Raw genomic sequence first — 15344 nt, 5'->3', positions numbered from 1 at the left:
TCCGGGGACGGCGGTCGGGGGTGAGGTAAGGGAGTGGGCCGGCCCGACCTCCCCGCCCCAGGTGTCAGGGCCCGCCGTGACACAGGCGCCTCCTGCGCCCGGGAAGAAGATTCACGTGCACCGGTAGACCAGGGCAACAGTCACCTGTATTGTCTAGACATGCCTGGACAGGTACACAAGCATCATCGCATCGCCCGTGTTCTCGCCGACGAGATCAGAGCCGGGGTGCACGCCGACGGCAGCAGACTGCCGGGGGAGTACACGCTCACCCGGCGGTTCGGCGTCAGCCGCACCACCCTGCGGCAAGCACTTCAGGTTCTCGGCGAGGAAGGACTCATCTCCACACACGCCGGAATCGGCTCCTTCGTCACCTTCGACGGAACACCCCTCGACAACCGTCTCGGCTGGACCCGGGCGCTGGCCGAGCAGGGCACTGAGCTCACGACCGAGACGCTCCGCTTCGAAGAGGTGACCGACGAGGAGCTGGCCGCCGAACTGGAACTCTCGGCCAGTGCGTTCATCGCCCTGGACCGGGTCAGGCGGCTCGCCGACGGGCAGGGCGTATCCCTCGAGCACAGCAGGGTCCCGGTCACGGAGGAACTGGCCGGGCTGCCCGAACGAGGCCTCGACGGCGGCTCGCTCAGCCGCGCGCTGGTCGCCGCGGGCCGAATCGCCGACTCCGGCGACGGCCGGGTGTCGGTCCGCGGGCTCGACGCCGCGGAGGCCGCCGTACTGCACCGCTCGCCCGGGGAGTCCTTCCTGCGGCTCACCCAGGTGTACCGGGCCGGCGACGGCTCGGTCGTCGAACAGGTCACCAGTCTCCTCGACCCCGCCCGATTCGAACTCCACGTGAGCTCGGGCCGAGGGGGCCGGCTGTGACCGACCGACTCGACCGCGCCCTCGGCGCCTACTACGGGCTCGCCCTCGGCGACGCTCTCGGCATGCCCACACAGGTGATGTCCCGTGAGGAGGTCGTCCGGGTCTACGGCACCCTCACCGGCTTCGAGTCGGCCCGACCCGACAACCCGGTCAGCGCCGGTATGCCGGCCGGGTCCGTCACCGACGACACCGACCAGGCCGTCATCGTCGGCCGACTGCTCGACGAGGGCCGCGGCAGGATCGACCCCCTGCGCCTCGCCCATGAGCTGCTGGACTGGGAGAAGGAGATGAAGGCCAAAGGTTCCTTCGACCTCCTCGGCCCTTCCACCAAGGCCGCCCTGGACGCGGTCGCCCGTGGCGTCCCGACGCAGGAGGCGGGCAAGCACGGCACCACCAACGGTGCCGCCATGCGCGTCACACCGGTCGGGATCGCGTTCGCCGTCGACCCGCTGGACACCTTCCTGGACCACGTTGTGGAGTCCTGCCAAGTCACCCATGACACGGGCATCGGCATCGCGGGCGCGGCTGCCGTCGCGGCCGCAGTCAGCACAGGTGTCGGCGGCGGATCGCTGGACGAGGCGGTGGCGTCCGCGGTGGCGGCCGCCCGGGCCGGGGCACGGCGCGGGCACTGGGTCGCCGGCGCCGACATCGCGTCCCGCATCGGGTGGGCGTGGGACCTGGCCCTTGATCTCCCTGAGGCCGAGGCCCTGGACCGGATCGTCGCGCTCGTCGGCACCAGCGTCGCAAGCCAGGAGTCGGTGCCCGCCGCGTTCGCCGTACTCGCCGTGGCCGGCGGCGATCCCTGGCGTGCTGCCCTGCTCGCCTCCAACCTCGGCGGCGACAGCGACACCATCGGCGCGATCGCCGGAGCGGTCGCCGGGTCCGTCACCGGACTCTCGGGGCTGCCCCCCGAAGCCGTCCGGACGCTTCGCACCGTCAACTCCCTCGAACTGGAACCTCTGACCGCCCGGCTGCTCACGCTCCGCTGAGCCGCCCGCACACCCGTCGCCGGGTCGGAAACCCCGGTCCGGCCGCTCCTTTCGGCACACCCGCTTCTCTCACTACCCGTCCTCTCCGCATCCTGCAAGGAGGTTCCGTCATGGCCGTTTCGAAGACGAACGATCGCGTCGGTGCCATCGAGACAAGAGGGATCGAACCGGTCCCCGACCACGAGCGGCACGGCCAGGCGAGCCAGATGTTCTGGACCTGGTTCGCCGCCAACATCAGCATCCTCGGCCTCCCGCTCGGCGCTACCCTCGTCGCCTTCCGCGGACTGAACATCTGGCAGGCGCTCCTCGTCGCCGTCGTCGGTGCCTTCGGTTCGTTCACGCTGGTGGGAGCCCTGAGCCTGGCGGGCAAGAAGGGCGGTGCGCCGGCACTCACCCTTTCCCGCGCGGTGTTCGGACAGAGGGGCAACGCGGGACCGACCCTGATCACCTGGCTGAGCCGGGTCGGCTGGGAGACGATCAGCACCACCACCGCGGCATACGCGCTGCTGGCGCTGTTGAACACCGCGTTCGGGGTCGGCCAGAACACCGTGCTCACGCTCGTGTGTCTGCTGGTCTTCATCGTCTGCACGCTGTTGATCAGCGGACTCGGCCACGCCACCATCATGTGGATCAACAAGTGGGCCACGGTCGTCTTCGGTGTGCTCAACCTCGTCGTGATGGGCTTCCTGGTGGCTACCGTCGACTGGTCCAAGGTTCTCGACGCCGCAGCGGGGCCGTCCAGCGGAGTGATCGCGGGGGTCGGCTTCGTCGCCGCGGGTACCGGCATCGGCTGGGCCAACGCCGGTGCGGACTACGCCCGCTACCTGCCCCGCACGATTCCAGGCCGACGGCTGATCACGGCCTCGGCGTTCGGTGCGGGCATCCCGCTCGTGCTGCTGATCTCGCTCGGCTCGCTGCTGTCGGCGGGCGACCCCACGCTCGCCACCGCCTCCGACCCGGTCGCCGCCATCAACGCGATGCTGCCCTCCTGGATGGCGATCCCCTATCTCGTCGCGGCCTTCGGCGGGCTGCTGATGTCGAACCACCTCTCCACCTACTCCGCCGGGCTGACGATGATCACCCTGGGTCTGCGGGTGCCCCGCGCCGCCGCAGTCGCCCTCGACGTGGTGGTGATGTTCGCCGGGGGCATCTACCTCATGCTGATCGCCGACGACTTCTACGGTCCCTTCTCGACCTTCCTGACCCTTCTGGCCGTACCCATCTCGGCGTGGATCGGAGTGATCGCGGTGGACTCACTGCGCGGGCGCACATACGACTCCGAGGCGCTGATGGACACCACCCGCACCAGCCGGTACTGGTACTCGGGCGGGTTCCGGCTGCCCGCCGTGCTCGGCTGGGCCGTCGCCATCGTGGCCGGCCTGCTCTTCACCAAGGCTTCGACGAGCACGACCGATGTCTGGTTCGCGGGCCCGCTCTCCGACACCTGGTTCGGTGTGAACGGCCTCGGCTGGGCCATCTCCATGGTCGTCGGCGGCTTGATCTACGCGCTGTTCGGGCGCCGCACCGGCTCGGCCGCCGGCAGTGCCGACGGATCCACGTCCCCCGCTCTTGAGCGGGCCGGACGATGAGCAGCCGCCTGGTACTCGCCGGGAATGTCATCGCCGACCTGGTGATCGAGGTCCCCACGCTGCCCGAACGCGGCGGAGACGTCATCGGCACCCGTAGCGAAACGACCGTCGGGGGCGGATTCAACACCCTGGTCGCGGCCCGTCGCCTGGGCACCGAGGTGGCCTTCGCCGGTCTGCACGGCACAGGGCCGCACGGCGACCTCGTACGCGAGGCGCTCGCGGCCGAGGACATCGCAACGCTGCTGCCCGCCCGCGCCGAGGGTGACACCGGCTTCACCGTGGCCCTGATCGACGGCGGTGGCGAGCGCACCTTCGTCACCAGCTTCGGGGTCGAAGCGACACTGACGCCATCGGACGTCGACACGGTCGCCGCGCGGCTGCGTCCCGGTGATCTGGTGCAACTCTCCGGCTACGGACTGGTGATGCCGGGCAACGGTCCGCTGCTGTCCGGCCTCACCGCCGGACTCCCGGCCGACATCACCGTCTGCCTCGACCCCGCGCCCCTGGTCGCCGACATCCCGGAGTCCGTTCTCGAGCCGGTCCTCGCCCGCACCGACTGGCTGAGCGCCAACGCACGCGAGGCGCGCCTGATGACCGGGCACAAGGACCCGCGATCGGCGGCCGAAGCGCTGCGGCAACGACTGGCGCCGGGCGCGGGTGTGATCGTACGGGCGGACAAGGACGGCTGCTGGCTGGCGGCTCCCGGGCGGACTGCGACGCATGTACCGGGGTTCCCGGTGGATGCGATCGACAGCAACGGCGCGGGCGACGCACACGTCGGTGCCTTCCTGGCCCTGCTCAGCCAGGGGCACAATCCGCTGACGGCGGCACATGGCGCGAATGCCGCGGCGGCTTACGCGGTGGGCCGCCGCGGACCCGCCACCGCACCGGACCGGGCCGCACTGGAGGAGTTCCTCGGTGAACATCCCCTGGCGGAACGGCTGTTCGGCGACGGAGGTCACTGAGAGCTGCGCTGCTTCGGAAGGGCGCGTCGCGCGAAGGAACGGGGGACCGCGGCCAGTGACTCGGCCGAATCCGTCGTGTGGCGTCGATCCAGCCCCCGCTGTCCGGCGACATCGGCCGCTCGATCAGCCCTCGGTGCGTGACGCGGGGTGACCGCCGATCAGGCAGTCGCCCGATCGTGTCGACGGCGGACCATCTCGGTGATCCATGTGGGAGCGAAGGGCGAGGTGCAGCCGGGGGAGGTCGGATAGTCCTTGAGTACCTCCAGGCGTTCGCCGATGTCGAGTGCGCGAGTGCGGTGTTCGGCGTGCTCGATGCCGATCTGGGCCAGGCAGTGGTTCAATGCCCACTGCAGGCGGTCAGGGGCGTCTTTCATCTGCGCCTCGATGACGTCGAGCAGTCCTCGGAGGTCGAGGCCCTCGGGCTTCTTCGCCACGCGTTCGGTGGTCAGTGCCCAGCCGGCACTCGCGACGACGGGATCCTGATCGGCGGACCAGGCAAGCCGCAGATCTTCGCGGTGCGGGTTCTTCTTCACGACGTAGTTCACGAGCCAGTCGTGCACCTTTGGGGAGCGCGCCTGGCGCAGCATGACGTCCAAGGCGTCACGCTCGAACGCCTTCGGGCGGCAGATCAGGATCGCCAGGAGTCTCGCTGCGGTGTCATCCGTCTCCCACAGCCGGCAGGCGAGTTCCTGCTGCGTCTTGAGGCGCTTGGCGAGCGCGCGCAGCTTGCCGAGGTTCACCCCGTGATCGTCACCGTGTCTCTCGTTCACCTCGCGTGCCTTGGGGTCCTCGAGCTCCGCCAGCTCGGCCATCACCTCGGCCGGCGTCGTCTGGGCCATCGCAGCCCCCTCTCTCGCGCGTGAGACGCAGCCTACGACGGAAGCCGGCCCTTGGTGAGGACGCTGCCGTCCGGCTCGCACACGTGGACTGCGTCGGCAGAGACCGACCGGACGGGGCCCGGCCGTCCGTGGCCGACAGGACTGTCCGCTCGATGACGGGGAGCGGAGATCGCGGCGCATTCGTTCAAGTGGCTGCCCTGACGAGTCCGAGGCAGGCGCCGCCGAGGCCAACCGGGTGAGCGGATACGGGTCCGGTCTTCTTCGGTCGGACTGAAGTGGGCACACAGGTGCGTCGCCCGCTTGGCGCTGGACAGTCTGCTGATCCTCGGGCGCGGCTACGGGGAGGGCGTCCACGTCGTCGTGGCTCGGTACTGACTCACCCGCGGATGCGCGGCCCGTGGGCCGGATCGCTTTCGCTCCGCGGCGGGGTTGTGGCGCCGCGCCAAGGTGTTCCTGTCCGGCCGAGAACGGTCAGGTGGCCGGCGTGGGCTTGGTCGCGCAGTTCTTCTTCTGCCGGTCGCGATAGGCGTGCGTGGCTGCCTGCTGGCTGCACCGGGTGCTGCAGTAGCGGCCGGAGGAATTGCGTGTGCGGTCGTAGAAGCCGCGGTAGCAGGAGGAAGAGCTGCACATCTTCATCCGGGGCCACACGTCACGGGCGGCAAGGTCGACGGCGGCGGCGAGCAACGTCTCGAAGGCGCCGACGATTCCGGTGTGCGAGGGCCGGAAGGTGCAGCCGTCGGCCTCGATCACCGGGGTCAGCGGGTAGCGCCGGCCGTAGCTTCGGAGCAACTGCTCGGCTTCGCCCCGGAGTTCAGCCCCTTGTTCGCAGCCGACGTGGCTGCGGAAGACGGTCGTGAAGGCGCCACGGAGTTCGCGTGTCGCGGCGGCGTCCGCGTCGGTGACGATCATCGCGTCGTCGTCCATGCCGTAGGAGGCGAGCCACTCCGTGAGTGCCGTGCGGTCGTCGAGCAGGTCGCGTGCGCGCCCGGGCTGAGACTGCGTATTGACGAACGCCAGCAGCAGGTCGGCTGTGGCGAACGGGGCCGGGGGCGCGTTCTCCGCTGTCGTCGGCGCGGACTGTTCGGTCATGACTCTCCTTGTGTCGGGATCCATGGTAGACCACATCGGCTCGTGATGAGCTAATGCTTTACACATATGGCAAACCGCGGCTTGACGGGGTAGATGTGAGGTGCAAACCTCGAGACGTCATTACAACCGACGGCAGTGCTCTGAGGTGTGCCGTTGGGTGGTCGGCAGTCATCGGCATCAGCAAAAGTCATTCGCATATAGCCATCGCACGCCCGCACGGCCTTTTGGCGCCCCCGAGTCCTCGTCGAGGGTCTCTCGGTCCTCGGGCGTCACGGCCGTGCGTGAAGAATGTTGGAGTACTCATGTCCTCGAAGATCGTCCTCATCACCGGAGCGAGCAGTGGGCTCGGCGCAGCCACGGCTCGCCGTCTGGCCGGCGAGGGACACCACGTGGTGGTCGGCGCCCGTCGGGTGGACCGTCTCGACGCCCTGGTGAGGGAGCTGCAGGTGGCCGGCCACAAGGCGGACCGCGCCGTGGTCGACGTCACCGATCCCGACAGCGTGAAGGCCTTCGTCGAAGGCGCCCACAGCAGGCACGGCCGGATCGACGTCCTGGTGAACAATGCCGGTGTGATGCCCCTGTCGCGGTTGGACGCCGCGCGTGTGGACGACTGGAACCAGATGATCGACGTCAACATCAGAGGTGTCCTGCACGGTATCGCCGCTGTGCTACCGCTCATGAAGTCCCAGGGGCACGGTCACATCATCAATATCGCCTCCACCCTGGGGCACTACGTCGTCCCCGCCACGGCGGTGTACAGCGCGACCAAGTACGCGGTGCGCGCCATCTCCGAGGGCCTGCGCAAGGAGAACAACGACGTCCGGGTGACCGACATCAGCCCGTCCTTCACCGAGTCCGAACTGATCCAGGGCGGCGACCCCGGGACCATGGCTTACATCCGCTCGATGGCAGACAGCCTCCAACTGCCGGCTTCCTCGGTCGCCGACGCCATCGCCTACGTCGTCGGCCAGCCGGCCGACGTCGACGTCAGCGAGATCGTGGTTCGGCCGCGCGCCGAGGTCGCCTGATCCAACGCCTCCCCCTGTTCCAGGCCGCGGATGGGCGGGGGAGGCCCGGATCTGTTCGGGTCGTATACCGGTGTACGGCCCGAGCAGATCGGGCGACACGGTGCGGCGGCGGAGATGGAGCCTGTCGGTCCGACTGCGGTGGTTGGTCGGGGTGTGGTGGGTCAGAGCCGTGTCCCGAGCCTTCCGAGAGGTCTCGGGCTCCAGGGGCTGTCTTCACACGCTCGTGGCGTGCCAAAGGACACCTCGGCGCGTCGATCAACCTTCCTCGGTGGGAAGGGCGTACAGCCCAGGGAGGTTGACCACGATCGCTTCCTGGGTACTGCGGGCGATGACGACCACCGCCTCTTCGGAGGGGGCCGGGTTCTCCTCCCGATGCGGTACGAACGGCGGGACGAAGATGTAGTCACCGGGCCCGGTCCGCAGCCGAATCTCCTCCGGTTCCTCTCCCGAGCCGTCCAGGAAGACGAACTCGGGGTGGCCGCTCACGACGTAGATGGCGGTCTCGGATTCGCCGTGGTGGTGGTCGGAGGAGGAGGTCGCGGGGGCGACGTGTGTCTGACCCATCCACAGTTTCTCGGATCCGACGGTCTTTCCGCTGACGGCGGCGAACCTGCGCATGCCGCCGGTCTGGGCGGTGTCACCGTCCAGGGAGTCGGCGCGGATGTGGTGCAGGCGGGTTCGCAGCGGGGCCGTCGGGTGCCCCGCCGTGTCGTGGAGATGGGGGTGGAAGCCTTCACCAGGGGTCGTCGACGGCTCGCTCATGACGGGGACGCTAGATGTGGGCCAAAAAGGATGTCAAGACGTGTCCATTGCCGTTCACCTGCGGCAACGTTCCTGCAATGCGGAGGAGTAGGCGGCACGGCCCGGTAGCCGGAGGAGCCGTCGGGCATGATGGGCGCATGCATATCTCCGCGAAGGCGGACTACGCCGCGCGGGCTCTCCTGGAGCTCGCCCGCACGCCCGCCAGGCCCCTCACCTGCGAGTTCATCGCCTCCTCGCAGCAGATTCCGTTCCGGTTCCTGAAGTCCGTGGTGGGTGAGCTGCGCAAGGCCGGTCTGGTGCGCAGTCAGCGTGGTTGCGAAGGCGGTTACTGGCTCGGCAGGCCCGCCGAGGACATCACCCTGCTGGACGTCGTGCGGGCCGTCGACGGTGAGGTGATCACCCTGCGCGGTGAGTCTCTCGACGAACTCGCCTACCCCGGCCCTGCGGTGGGCCTGCCCGGCGTGTGGCGGCAGGTCGAGGCGGATGCGGCGGCCGTCCTGGGCGGGGTGACGCTGGCGTCGTTGCTGCCCGCGGAGGCGCTCGAACCGTCGGCCCACAAGGGCGCTGCATGACACAGGTGCCCGAGCCGTCCGCCATGGAAGTGGTTGAGTACACCGACCCGTTGTGTCCCTGGGCCTGGGGATCGGAACCCGTCTTCCGCAGGCTGCGGGCGGCACTCGCCGGGCGAGTGCGCTGGCGCCGGGTGTATTGCATCCTCTTCGACCACGACGACGATCCGCCACCGGACCCGGCGGCGGAAACCGCCTGGTACATGGACTACGTCGCGGAGATCAGCAGGCACACCGGGGCGCCCCGCGCGGTCCGGTTGCAACGGGTGGCGGAGAGTTCCTGGCCGTCCTCCCTGGTCGCCAAGGCCGCCGAACTGCAAGGGAACTCCGTGGCCGAGCGGGTACTGCGGCGGCTGCGCGAGACCGTGTTTGTGCTCGGTGAGCCGGCGGACACCACTGCGCTGGCCCTGTCCGCGGTGCGGGGGACGCCGGGTCTGGACCGGGAGCGGCTCTCGCGCGACGCGGCCTGCGCCGAGGTGTTGGAGGAGGTGCGAGCCGACCGTGCCGAGGCGCGGCGCCCGGTCCCCGAGGTGCTGTCCGGCCTGGGTGGCTCGCCGCACCCTGGCACCGCCAAGGAGACCGCGGAGGGCGGGTACCGGTATGCGCTGCCCACGCTGCTGTTCCGCGTCGCTTCGCAGCGCCGCACGGTGCCCGGCTGGCGGCCTTTCGAGGAGTACGCGGCGGCCGTCGAGGAGCTCTGCCCGGGGCTGCTGTCGTCCCCGGCGGCGCTGTCCGCCGGGGCAGCGCTGGAGCGGTACGGGAGTCTGACCGACCCCGAGGTCCGCCTGCTGACGCAGGGCCCCTGGCCGCCGCAGCACGCGGTTCGGGCGGAGACCGCTAACGGACCCTTGTGGCTGCATCCGCGGGAGGCCGCGGTCCACCCCGCCACCATCCCGCGCTGAGGCGCGGCCGTGGCACGCCTTGAGCGGATGCCGGCGCCCGTTCCACCGAATGAGACACCAATTGGTGTCCATTGACAGCCGCTTACGGCCCCCACCAAGATGTTCAGCATGCTTACGACGCACCCCGGTGTGGTGTGCCGCTACGTGGACCTGCGGCGCACCAGCAGCGCCCTCTGTCGCTGATCGCCTGCCCTTGGCACCCAGGCGCCTGACCGTTCCCGTCAGTACCGGCCGCCCACTGCTCCGCTGAGCACGGCCTGCCGTCGCGCCCTCACCCCAGCGCTTCGTCGCCCCCGTTTTTCCGCATCCCGGCCCGCCCTGCGAACCTGCCGACGCGCCATGCCCTGAACGCCGCATGTCCGACGTGTGCACCGAAGCAAACGTCGACGTGCCGTGCCGTCAGGTGCAGACGTCCAGCGCGGGGTGAGCCGCCCCTCGTTCCCGTCCTGCCCGCCGATGACAGGGACGAGGCCACCAAAGGAAGTAGCCACATGCCCGGACGACTCATGCCCCGCCGCCCTGCCCCGCTTGCGAGCCGACTGCGGCCCACAGCCCTCGTCACCGTCCTGCTCACCGTGCTCGTCGGCGCTCTCAGCGCGTGCGGCGGAACCGCGTCCTCAGCAGGCGGCGCCGCCACGCTGAAGTGGGCCTCTTCCTACTTCCCGACCCACTGGGACCCGGTGGTCGGAGGAAGCGGTGCCCAGTTCCGTGAACTCGCCCTGGTGTACGCCTCGTTGACACGCACCGACGAGACCGGCAAGGCGGTCCCGGACCTTGCCAAGAGCTGGGAGTACAACAGCAAGGGCGACGAGATCACCTTTCATCTGCGTCCGGGCCTGAAGTTCAGCGACGGTGAGCCCGTCGACGGCGCCGCGGTCAAGGCGGCCATCGAGCGGGCCAAGAAGCAGAAGAACTCCGCGCTCTTCGGTGATCTGACCTCCATCAAGTCGGTGGACGCCGACGGACTGGACGCGGTTGTCCACCTCACGCAGGTCGACTACCAGATCCCCCAGTTGCTCGGGGAGCGCGTCCTGCAGATCGCCAGCCCCAAGGCGGCAGCCGACCCCGACAAGCTGGACCAGAACCCGGTCGGCGCCGGGCCGTTCACCATCACACAGCTGATCCCCGGTACGAAGGCCGTTCTGAAGAAGAATCCCCACTACTGGGACGCGAAGAACATCCACATCGACAACGTCGAACTGACCTCGGCACCTGATGCGTCGACCGTCGTGTCCGGGCTGCAGACCGGGGTGTACAACTTCGCCGACATCGAACCGAGTCAGGCGGCTGCCGCCAAGAAGGCCGGCCTGGACGTCTTCGTGCAGCCCGGTTTCAACGCCTCGAACATCAGCCTCAACATCAACAAGGCGCCCTTCGACAACAACAAGGTCGTTGATGCGGTTCGCCATGCGATCAACCGCCAGGAGTTCGTCGACAAGCTGACCTTCGGCTACGGCCAGGTGACCGATCAGCCCTTCCCCAAGGGATACGTGGCCTATGACCCGGCGTCGCGGAACAACTACCCCTATGATCCGGGCACGTCGAAGAAGCTCCTCGCCGAGGCGGGTTACCGGGCCGGGGACCTCAAGCTCGACCTGGTGATCCCCGCGGAGGATCCGCAAGCCGAAATCGTCCAGTCCCAGTTGGCCGCGGTCGGCATCACCGTCACGATCAAGATCGACAAGAACTGGGCCACCCCCTTCTTCGCCAAGAACCTCACGTTCTCGCTGTACTCCACCACGGGCCGTGACTCCGCGGTCCAGACCCTCACCGCCCACTTCGGCCCCAACGGCCCGCTGAACCTGAGTTCGCCCTACGAGCCGGCAGGCTTCGAGGCAGCCGTCGCCAAGGTCCGCCGGACACCGCTGGACGCGCCGGACTACACCACCGTCCTTCGGGCGGCGACCCGGGCCGGCTTGCAGAGCAAGGCGCTGGTCTTCACGTACTCCGCGCCGAACCTCATCGCCACGAGCAAGGCGATCTCCCGCCTGCCGAAGATTCCCGCCCACATCGACTGGACCGGCGTGACCATCTCCGGCAGCAAGTGACTTCCCCCCACCACAGAGAGGAGGCAGCCCCATGACGACGACCACGCTCCAGGTCGCTCCCGCCCGCCGCCACGGGGTCGCCCGGCCAGGGGTGCGGCACGCGCTGGGCCGCGTCCTGGCCGTCCTCGTCCGGTCGATCGCGATTTTCGTGCCGGTGTTCCTGGTCGCGACGTTCGTGACATTCGCGCTGCGCTCGCTGAGCGGACTCAGCCCCGCACGGATTCAGCTGGGCGAGGACGCCACACCCGAGGCGATCCACAGGGTGGAGGCCCAATGGGGCCTCGACAAGCCCTTCTTCGTCCAATACTGGGACTGGTTCAGCGGCGTCCTGCACGGACAACTCGGCGCCAGCTGGACCAACGGCGCCGACATCTCCACGCTGATCGGCCTCGGCCTGGGCGTAAGCCTCTCGGTCGCGACGTTCGCGCTCCTCATCGGAGTGGTCGTCGGGTTCGGCCTCGGCACACTGGCGGCACTGCGCCGCACCACCTGGCTGGACCGCGCGATCACCGGATTCGTGACCGTGATCTCGGTGATGCCGGCCTTCGTCGTCGGTATCGTGCTGATCGAGATCTTCGCGGTGGGGCTCCACCTGTTCCCCTCAGCGGGATACGTCCCCGCGCAGCAGGGAACCGGCCCCTGGCTGGCGCACATCACCCTCCCGGCGCTGGCCTTGAGCTTCGACGTGGTCGCCGACGTGGCCCGCCAGCTGCGCACCAGCCTCGTCGCTGCCTACCGCGAGAACTATGTGACGGGCGCCGTGGTGCGAGGACTGAGCACCCGGCGGATCTTCTTCGTCCATGTGCTGCGCAACGGCCTCGGTCCGGCGCTGGCCACCCTCGGTCTGAAATTCCCCGCACTGGTCGGTGCCTCCGTCGTCACCGAGTGGATCTTCGGTCTGCAGGGCTTCGGCAGGTTCGCCAACGACTCCGCCCAGGCGGGCGACGTGCCGGCCGTGCAGGGCGTCCTCGTTGTGTCGATCGTCCTGGTCGTCACGTTCAACCTGATCGTCAATCTGGTGCTGGCGCGCGTCACGCCCGCTTCCCAGCGAGGAGTCTGACCATGATGCGCCGCATCCTCTCCCTCACCCCCGGACGGATCGCCCTCGGTGTCCTCGCCGTGATCGCGCTCCTTGCGCTCTTCGGACCGCTGCTGGCCCTGCAGGATCCGCTGGCCACCAGCAGCCACACCCTCGCGAACCCCTCAGGTGCCCACTGGCTGGGCACGGACAACCTCGGTCGCGACGTGCTGAGCCGTCTCCTGGACGGCTCCCGCGTCAGCGTGGCCGGATCCCTCGAAGTGGCGTTGACGGCACTGGTAGTCGGTGCGATCCCAGGCATCCTGTCGGTCTACTTGGGCCGGGCCTTCGAATGGGTCACCCTCCGTCTGGCCGACACGCTGGTCGCCCTGCCGTTCCTGCTCTTCGCGGTCGCCGTGATCGCACTGCTCGGCAACGGCCTCACGCAGGCCATGCTTGTCACCGGTGCACTGGTGTCACCCCTGTTCTACCGGGTGTCCCGCGCGGCGACACTGGCCGTGGCCCGCTCGCAGTACGTGGAGGCCGCCCTCATCTCCGGGGCGTCGATCGGCTGGGTGGTGCGTCGCCACGTCTGGAACAAGGTGCTGCCGTCGATCGCCGTCGCACTCGCCCAGACCATCGGCGTGGGCTTCATCATCGTCTCCAGCCTGACGTTCCTCGGCATCGGCATCCAGCCTCCCGAGCCCACATGGGGCGGCCTGCTCGCGTCCGACCTGGGCTATCTGAGCTACCAGCCCTGGGCGCCCCTCGCCCCCGCCCTTCTGATCATGGTCACCGTCTGGGCCGCCAACCTGCTCGCCGACGCCCTGCGTGATGTCTCCGGCGAGGCAGGCCGAGCCCTGATCAACAACCGGAAGGCCCACGCCGACCACCGCACCAAGTCCGACCTCGTAGCCACCGGAGGCGCGCGATGACGACGCTGTCCGAGAAGACGAAGAGCACCAGCACGGACAGGAACCCGCCGACTCCGCCTGTGCTCGCCGTCCGTGATGTGCACATCAGCGACCGGGTCACCGACCGCGAGATCGTCCACGGAGTGACCTTCGACCTCACGCCCGGCACATCCGTCGGGATCGTCGGTGAGTCCGGCAGCGGCAAGACCCTCACCTGCCGCGCCGCCTTGGGCATCCTGCCCCCGCACTTCGAGGTGTCAGGCGGCTCGATCGAGATCGGCGGCACCGACATCACGACCCTCACCCCCCGGCAATGGGCAGCCCTGCGCGGTGCCACCATCAGCGCGGTCTTCCAGGACCCGGCCTCCTACCTCAACCCCTCCCTCCGCGTGGGCCCCCAGATCGCCGAGGTCATCCGCATCAAGAAGGGACTGAAGCGCCGCCAGGCACGGCACCGTGCCATCGAACTGCTGCAGGCAACGCAACTGCGTGAGCCGGAACTCGTCTACAGCCAGTACACCCATGAACTGTCGGGAGGCATGCTCCAGCGTGTCCTGATCGCGGCCGCCATCGCCGCCGACCCGCAGATCCTCATCGCCGACGAGGCCACCACCGCCCTGGACGTCACCGTCCAGGCCGAGATCCTCGACCTGCTCGCCGACCTGCGGGAACACACAGGGCTGGCCCTCGTCGTCGTCTCGCACGACCTGGCCGTCGTCGCCCAGTTGTGCGACGAGGTGCTCGTGATGCGGCAGGGCAGCGTAGTCGAGCACGGCCCGACTCGGGCGGTGCTTCACGACCCGCAGCACGAATACACCCGCCTGCTCATCGCCGAGCACGAGCAGTACGGCCTGGAGAAGTTCCGCACGCCGCAGGAGGCATCGTGATCGATCGGCTCCCGGCACCGGCGGCCGCCGGCACCGAAGCGCCCACCGGCGCCGTACTCGAAGTGACCGACCTCGACGTGCACTACGGGCTGCGCCGCCGACGCCGCCAAGCCCTCCACGGGATCTCGCTGAGCGTCGCCCCCGGCGAAACCGTCGGTGTCATCGGCGAGACGGGCTCAGGAAAATCCACCTTCGCACGCGCCGTACTCGGTCTCGTCCGCCCTTCGGCCGGCCGGATCGTCCTGGGCGGCCACGACGTCAGCGGCTACCGCAACCGTCAGTGGCGCGGGCTGCGTCGCCGCGGTCTCGTCCAGTACGTCTTCCAGGACCCGCTGCGCAGCCTCGACCCGGACCTCACCATCGGGGAGTCCCTGGCCGAACCCCTGCTCGTCCACGGAGTCCCACGCGACGAGGCGACCGAACGGGCTCGCGCATTCCTTCCTCGTGTCCGCCTGCCCGACGAGCTTCTCGACCGGCTGCCCGGGGAACTCTCCGGCGGACAACGGCAGCGCGTCGCGGTGGCCCGGGCCCTGGTCACCGATCCCCGACTGGTCATCCTCGACGAACCGGTCAGCGCCCTGGACTCCGCCAACCGCGTCCAGGTCCTGGAGATCCTCAAAGAACTCCGAGCCACAGGAGTGGCCCTCGTCTTCATCTCCCACGACCTCGGATCCGTCGCCGGGATCGCCGACCGCATCGCCGTGCTCCACCAGGGCGAGCTCGTCGAGGTCGGTGCCGCCCGCGACGTCATCAACCATCCGCAGCACCTCTACACCCGCCTGCTCGTCAGCTCCGCGCCCACCCTCCGTACGGCACCGGCCGACCGGGAGGAGCGCAAAGCCCTGCGCGCGCTGCTGCAGGCCTGA

At 69.2% G+C, this 15344-nt stretch carries 15 protein-coding genes; 12 read left to right on the top strand and 3 right to left on the bottom strand.

What is annotated here, in order from left to right; translation table 11 throughout:
* The first annotated feature begins 159 nt into the window (after nucleotides 1–159).
* The 4 genes from ACSHXN_RS02770 to ACSHXN_RS02755 all read left to right on the top strand — a co-directional run bounded on the left by ACSHXN_RS02770 (nucleotide 160) and on the right by ACSHXN_RS02755 (nucleotide 4422).
* Complete coding sequence (locus ACSHXN_RS02770) at nucleotides 160–879, top strand: GntR family transcriptional regulator (RefSeq protein WP_356293942.1); 720 nt, start codon at nucleotides 160–162, stop codon at nucleotides 877–879.
* The gene (locus ACSHXN_RS02765) at nucleotides 876–1868 is read left to right on the top strand and encodes an ADP-ribosylglycohydrolase family protein (protein WP_355140196.1); all 993 of its coding nucleotides are present in this window, start codon (nucleotides 876–878) and stop codon (nucleotides 1866–1868) included. Before ACSHXN_RS02770 ends, ACSHXN_RS02765 begins: the two co-directional genes overlap by 4 nt.
* A gap of 110 nt (nucleotides 1869–1978) precedes the next feature.
* Nucleotides 1979–3457 (top strand): purine-cytosine permease family protein, encoded by a 1479-nt coding sequence (locus ACSHXN_RS02760; RefSeq protein WP_438302564.1) that lies wholly within the window; start codon nucleotides 1979–1981, stop codon nucleotides 3455–3457.
* The gene (locus ACSHXN_RS02755; RefSeq protein WP_438302563.1) at nucleotides 3454–4422 is read left to right on the top strand and encodes a PfkB family carbohydrate kinase; all 969 of its coding nucleotides are present in this window, start codon (nucleotides 3454–3456) and stop codon (nucleotides 4420–4422) included. The genes ACSHXN_RS02760 and ACSHXN_RS02755 overlap by 4 nt, the downstream gene beginning before the upstream one ends.
* A 158-nt stretch (nucleotides 4423–4580) precedes the next feature.
* Here the strand turns inward: ACSHXN_RS02755 and ACSHXN_RS02750 are convergent, their stop codons facing one another.
* Nucleotides 4581–5261: a DNA alkylation repair protein gene (locus ACSHXN_RS02750; RefSeq protein ID WP_438302562.1), complete on the bottom strand. Its 681-nt coding sequence runs from the start codon at nucleotides 5259–5261 to the stop codon at nucleotides 4581–4583.
* 471 nt (nucleotides 5262–5732) lie between these two features.
* Nucleotides 5733–6350 (bottom strand): ABATE domain-containing protein, encoded by a 618-nt coding sequence (locus ACSHXN_RS02745; RefSeq protein ID WP_438302561.1) that lies wholly within the window; start codon nucleotides 6348–6350, stop codon nucleotides 5733–5735.
* Between the two features lie 302 nt (nucleotides 6351–6652).
* On the opposite strand from ACSHXN_RS02745, the gene ACSHXN_RS02740 reads away from it, so the two are divergent.
* Entirely contained in the window at nucleotides 6653–7378 is a 726-nt protein-coding gene (locus tag ACSHXN_RS02740) for an SDR family oxidoreductase (protein WP_355140191.1), read from the top strand.
* Nucleotides 7379–7633: 255 nt separating this feature from the next.
* Here the strand turns inward: ACSHXN_RS02740 and ACSHXN_RS02735 are convergent, their stop codons facing one another.
* Nucleotides 7634–8140 (bottom strand): cupin domain-containing protein, encoded by a 507-nt coding sequence (locus ACSHXN_RS02735; RefSeq protein ID WP_355140190.1) that lies wholly within the window; start codon nucleotides 8138–8140, stop codon nucleotides 7634–7636.
* A 137-nt stretch (nucleotides 8141–8277) separates the two neighbouring features.
* Here ACSHXN_RS02735 and ACSHXN_RS02730 point away from each other — a divergent pair, with 137 nt between their 5' ends.
* From ACSHXN_RS02730 to ACSHXN_RS02700, 7 genes are all read left to right on the top strand, one after another.
* Nucleotides 8278–8712, top strand: a complete 435-nt coding sequence (locus ACSHXN_RS02730; protein WP_355140189.1) for an RrF2 family transcriptional regulator — start codon at nucleotides 8278–8280, stop codon at nucleotides 8710–8712.
* Nucleotides 8709–9611 (top strand): DsbA family oxidoreductase, encoded by a 903-nt coding sequence (locus ACSHXN_RS02725; protein WP_383357615.1) that lies wholly within the window; start codon nucleotides 8709–8711, stop codon nucleotides 9609–9611. Before ACSHXN_RS02730 ends, ACSHXN_RS02725 begins: the two co-directional genes overlap by 4 nt.
* 491 nt (nucleotides 9612–10102) lie before the next feature.
* Nucleotides 10103–11659: an ABC transporter substrate-binding protein gene (locus ACSHXN_RS02720; RefSeq protein ID WP_355140187.1), complete on the top strand. Its 1557-nt coding sequence runs from the start codon at nucleotides 10103–10105 to the stop codon at nucleotides 11657–11659.
* Nucleotides 11660–11690: 31 nt separating this feature from the next.
* Nucleotides 11691–12719 carry an ABC transporter permease gene (locus ACSHXN_RS02715; RefSeq protein ID WP_355140186.1) on the top strand — a complete coding sequence of 343 codons (1029 nt, stop codon included), beginning with the start codon at nucleotides 11691–11693 and terminating at the stop codon, nucleotides 12717–12719.
* Nucleotides 12720–12721: 2 nt separating this feature from the next.
* Nucleotides 12722–13612 (top strand): ABC transporter permease, encoded by an 891-nt coding sequence (locus ACSHXN_RS02710; protein WP_438302560.1) that lies wholly within the window; start codon nucleotides 12722–12724, stop codon nucleotides 13610–13612.
* Nucleotides 13609–14478 carry an ABC transporter ATP-binding protein gene (locus ACSHXN_RS02705; RefSeq protein WP_355140184.1) on the top strand — a complete coding sequence of 290 codons (870 nt, stop codon included), beginning with the start codon at nucleotides 13609–13611 and terminating at the stop codon, nucleotides 14476–14478. The genes ACSHXN_RS02710 and ACSHXN_RS02705 overlap by 4 nt, the downstream gene beginning before the upstream one ends.
* The gene (locus ACSHXN_RS02700) at nucleotides 14472–15344 is read left to right on the top strand and encodes an ABC transporter ATP-binding protein (protein WP_438306415.1); all 873 of its coding nucleotides are present in this window, start codon (nucleotides 14472–14474) and stop codon (nucleotides 15342–15344) included. The genes ACSHXN_RS02705 and ACSHXN_RS02700 overlap by 7 nt, the downstream gene beginning before the upstream one ends.

The sequence above is a fragment of the Streptomyces sp. HUAS TT11 genome (assembly GCF_051553595.1).
Taxonomy (GTDB): Bacteria; Actinomycetota; Actinomycetes; order Streptomycetales; family Streptomycetaceae; genus Streptomyces.
The sequence above is the reverse complement of the archived record's forward strand: the minus strand, read 5'-3'. Positions and strand labels throughout refer to the sequence as shown.

Coding starts and splice junctions, on each gene's coding strand:
- ACSHXN_RS02770 (WP_356293942.1), top strand. CDS start 160: ATGCCTGGACAGGTACACAAGCATCATCGCATCGCCCGTGTTCTCGCC.
- ACSHXN_RS02760 (WP_438302564.1), top strand. CDS start 1,979: ATGGCCGTTTCGAAGACGAACGATCGCGTCGGTGCCATCGAGACAAGA.
- ACSHXN_RS02745 (WP_438302561.1), bottom strand. CDS start 6,350: ATGACCGAACAGTCCGCGCCGACGACAGCGGAGAACGCGCCCCCGGCC.
- ACSHXN_RS02710 (WP_438302560.1), top strand. CDS start 12,722: ATGATGCGCCGCATCCTCTCCCTCACCCCCGGACGGATCGCCCTCGGT.
- ACSHXN_RS02730 (WP_355140189.1), top strand. CDS start 8,278: ATGCATATCTCCGCGAAGGCGGACTACGCCGCGCGGGCTCTCCTGGAG.
- ACSHXN_RS02705 (WP_355140184.1), top strand. CDS start 13,609: ATGACGACGCTGTCCGAGAAGACGAAGAGCACCAGCACGGACAGGAAC.
- ACSHXN_RS02740 (WP_355140191.1), top strand. CDS start 6,653: ATGTCCTCGAAGATCGTCCTCATCACCGGAGCGAGCAGTGGGCTCGGC.
- ACSHXN_RS02735 (WP_355140190.1), bottom strand. CDS start 8,140: ATGAGCGAGCCGTCGACGACCCCTGGTGAAGGCTTCCACCCCCATCTC.
- ACSHXN_RS02750 (WP_438302562.1), bottom strand. CDS start 5,261: ATGGCCCAGACGACGCCGGCCGAGGTGATGGCCGAGCTGGCGGAGCTC.
- ACSHXN_RS02715 (WP_355140186.1), top strand. CDS start 11,691: ATGACGACGACCACGCTCCAGGTCGCTCCCGCCCGCCGCCACGGGGTC.
- ACSHXN_RS02755 (WP_438302563.1), top strand. CDS start 3,454: ATGAGCAGCCGCCTGGTACTCGCCGGGAATGTCATCGCCGACCTGGTG.
- ACSHXN_RS02725 (WP_383357615.1), top strand. CDS start 8,709: ATGACACAGGTGCCCGAGCCGTCCGCCATGGAAGTGGTTGAGTACACC.
- ACSHXN_RS02720 (WP_355140187.1), top strand. CDS start 10,103: ATGCCCGGACGACTCATGCCCCGCCGCCCTGCCCCGCTTGCGAGCCGA.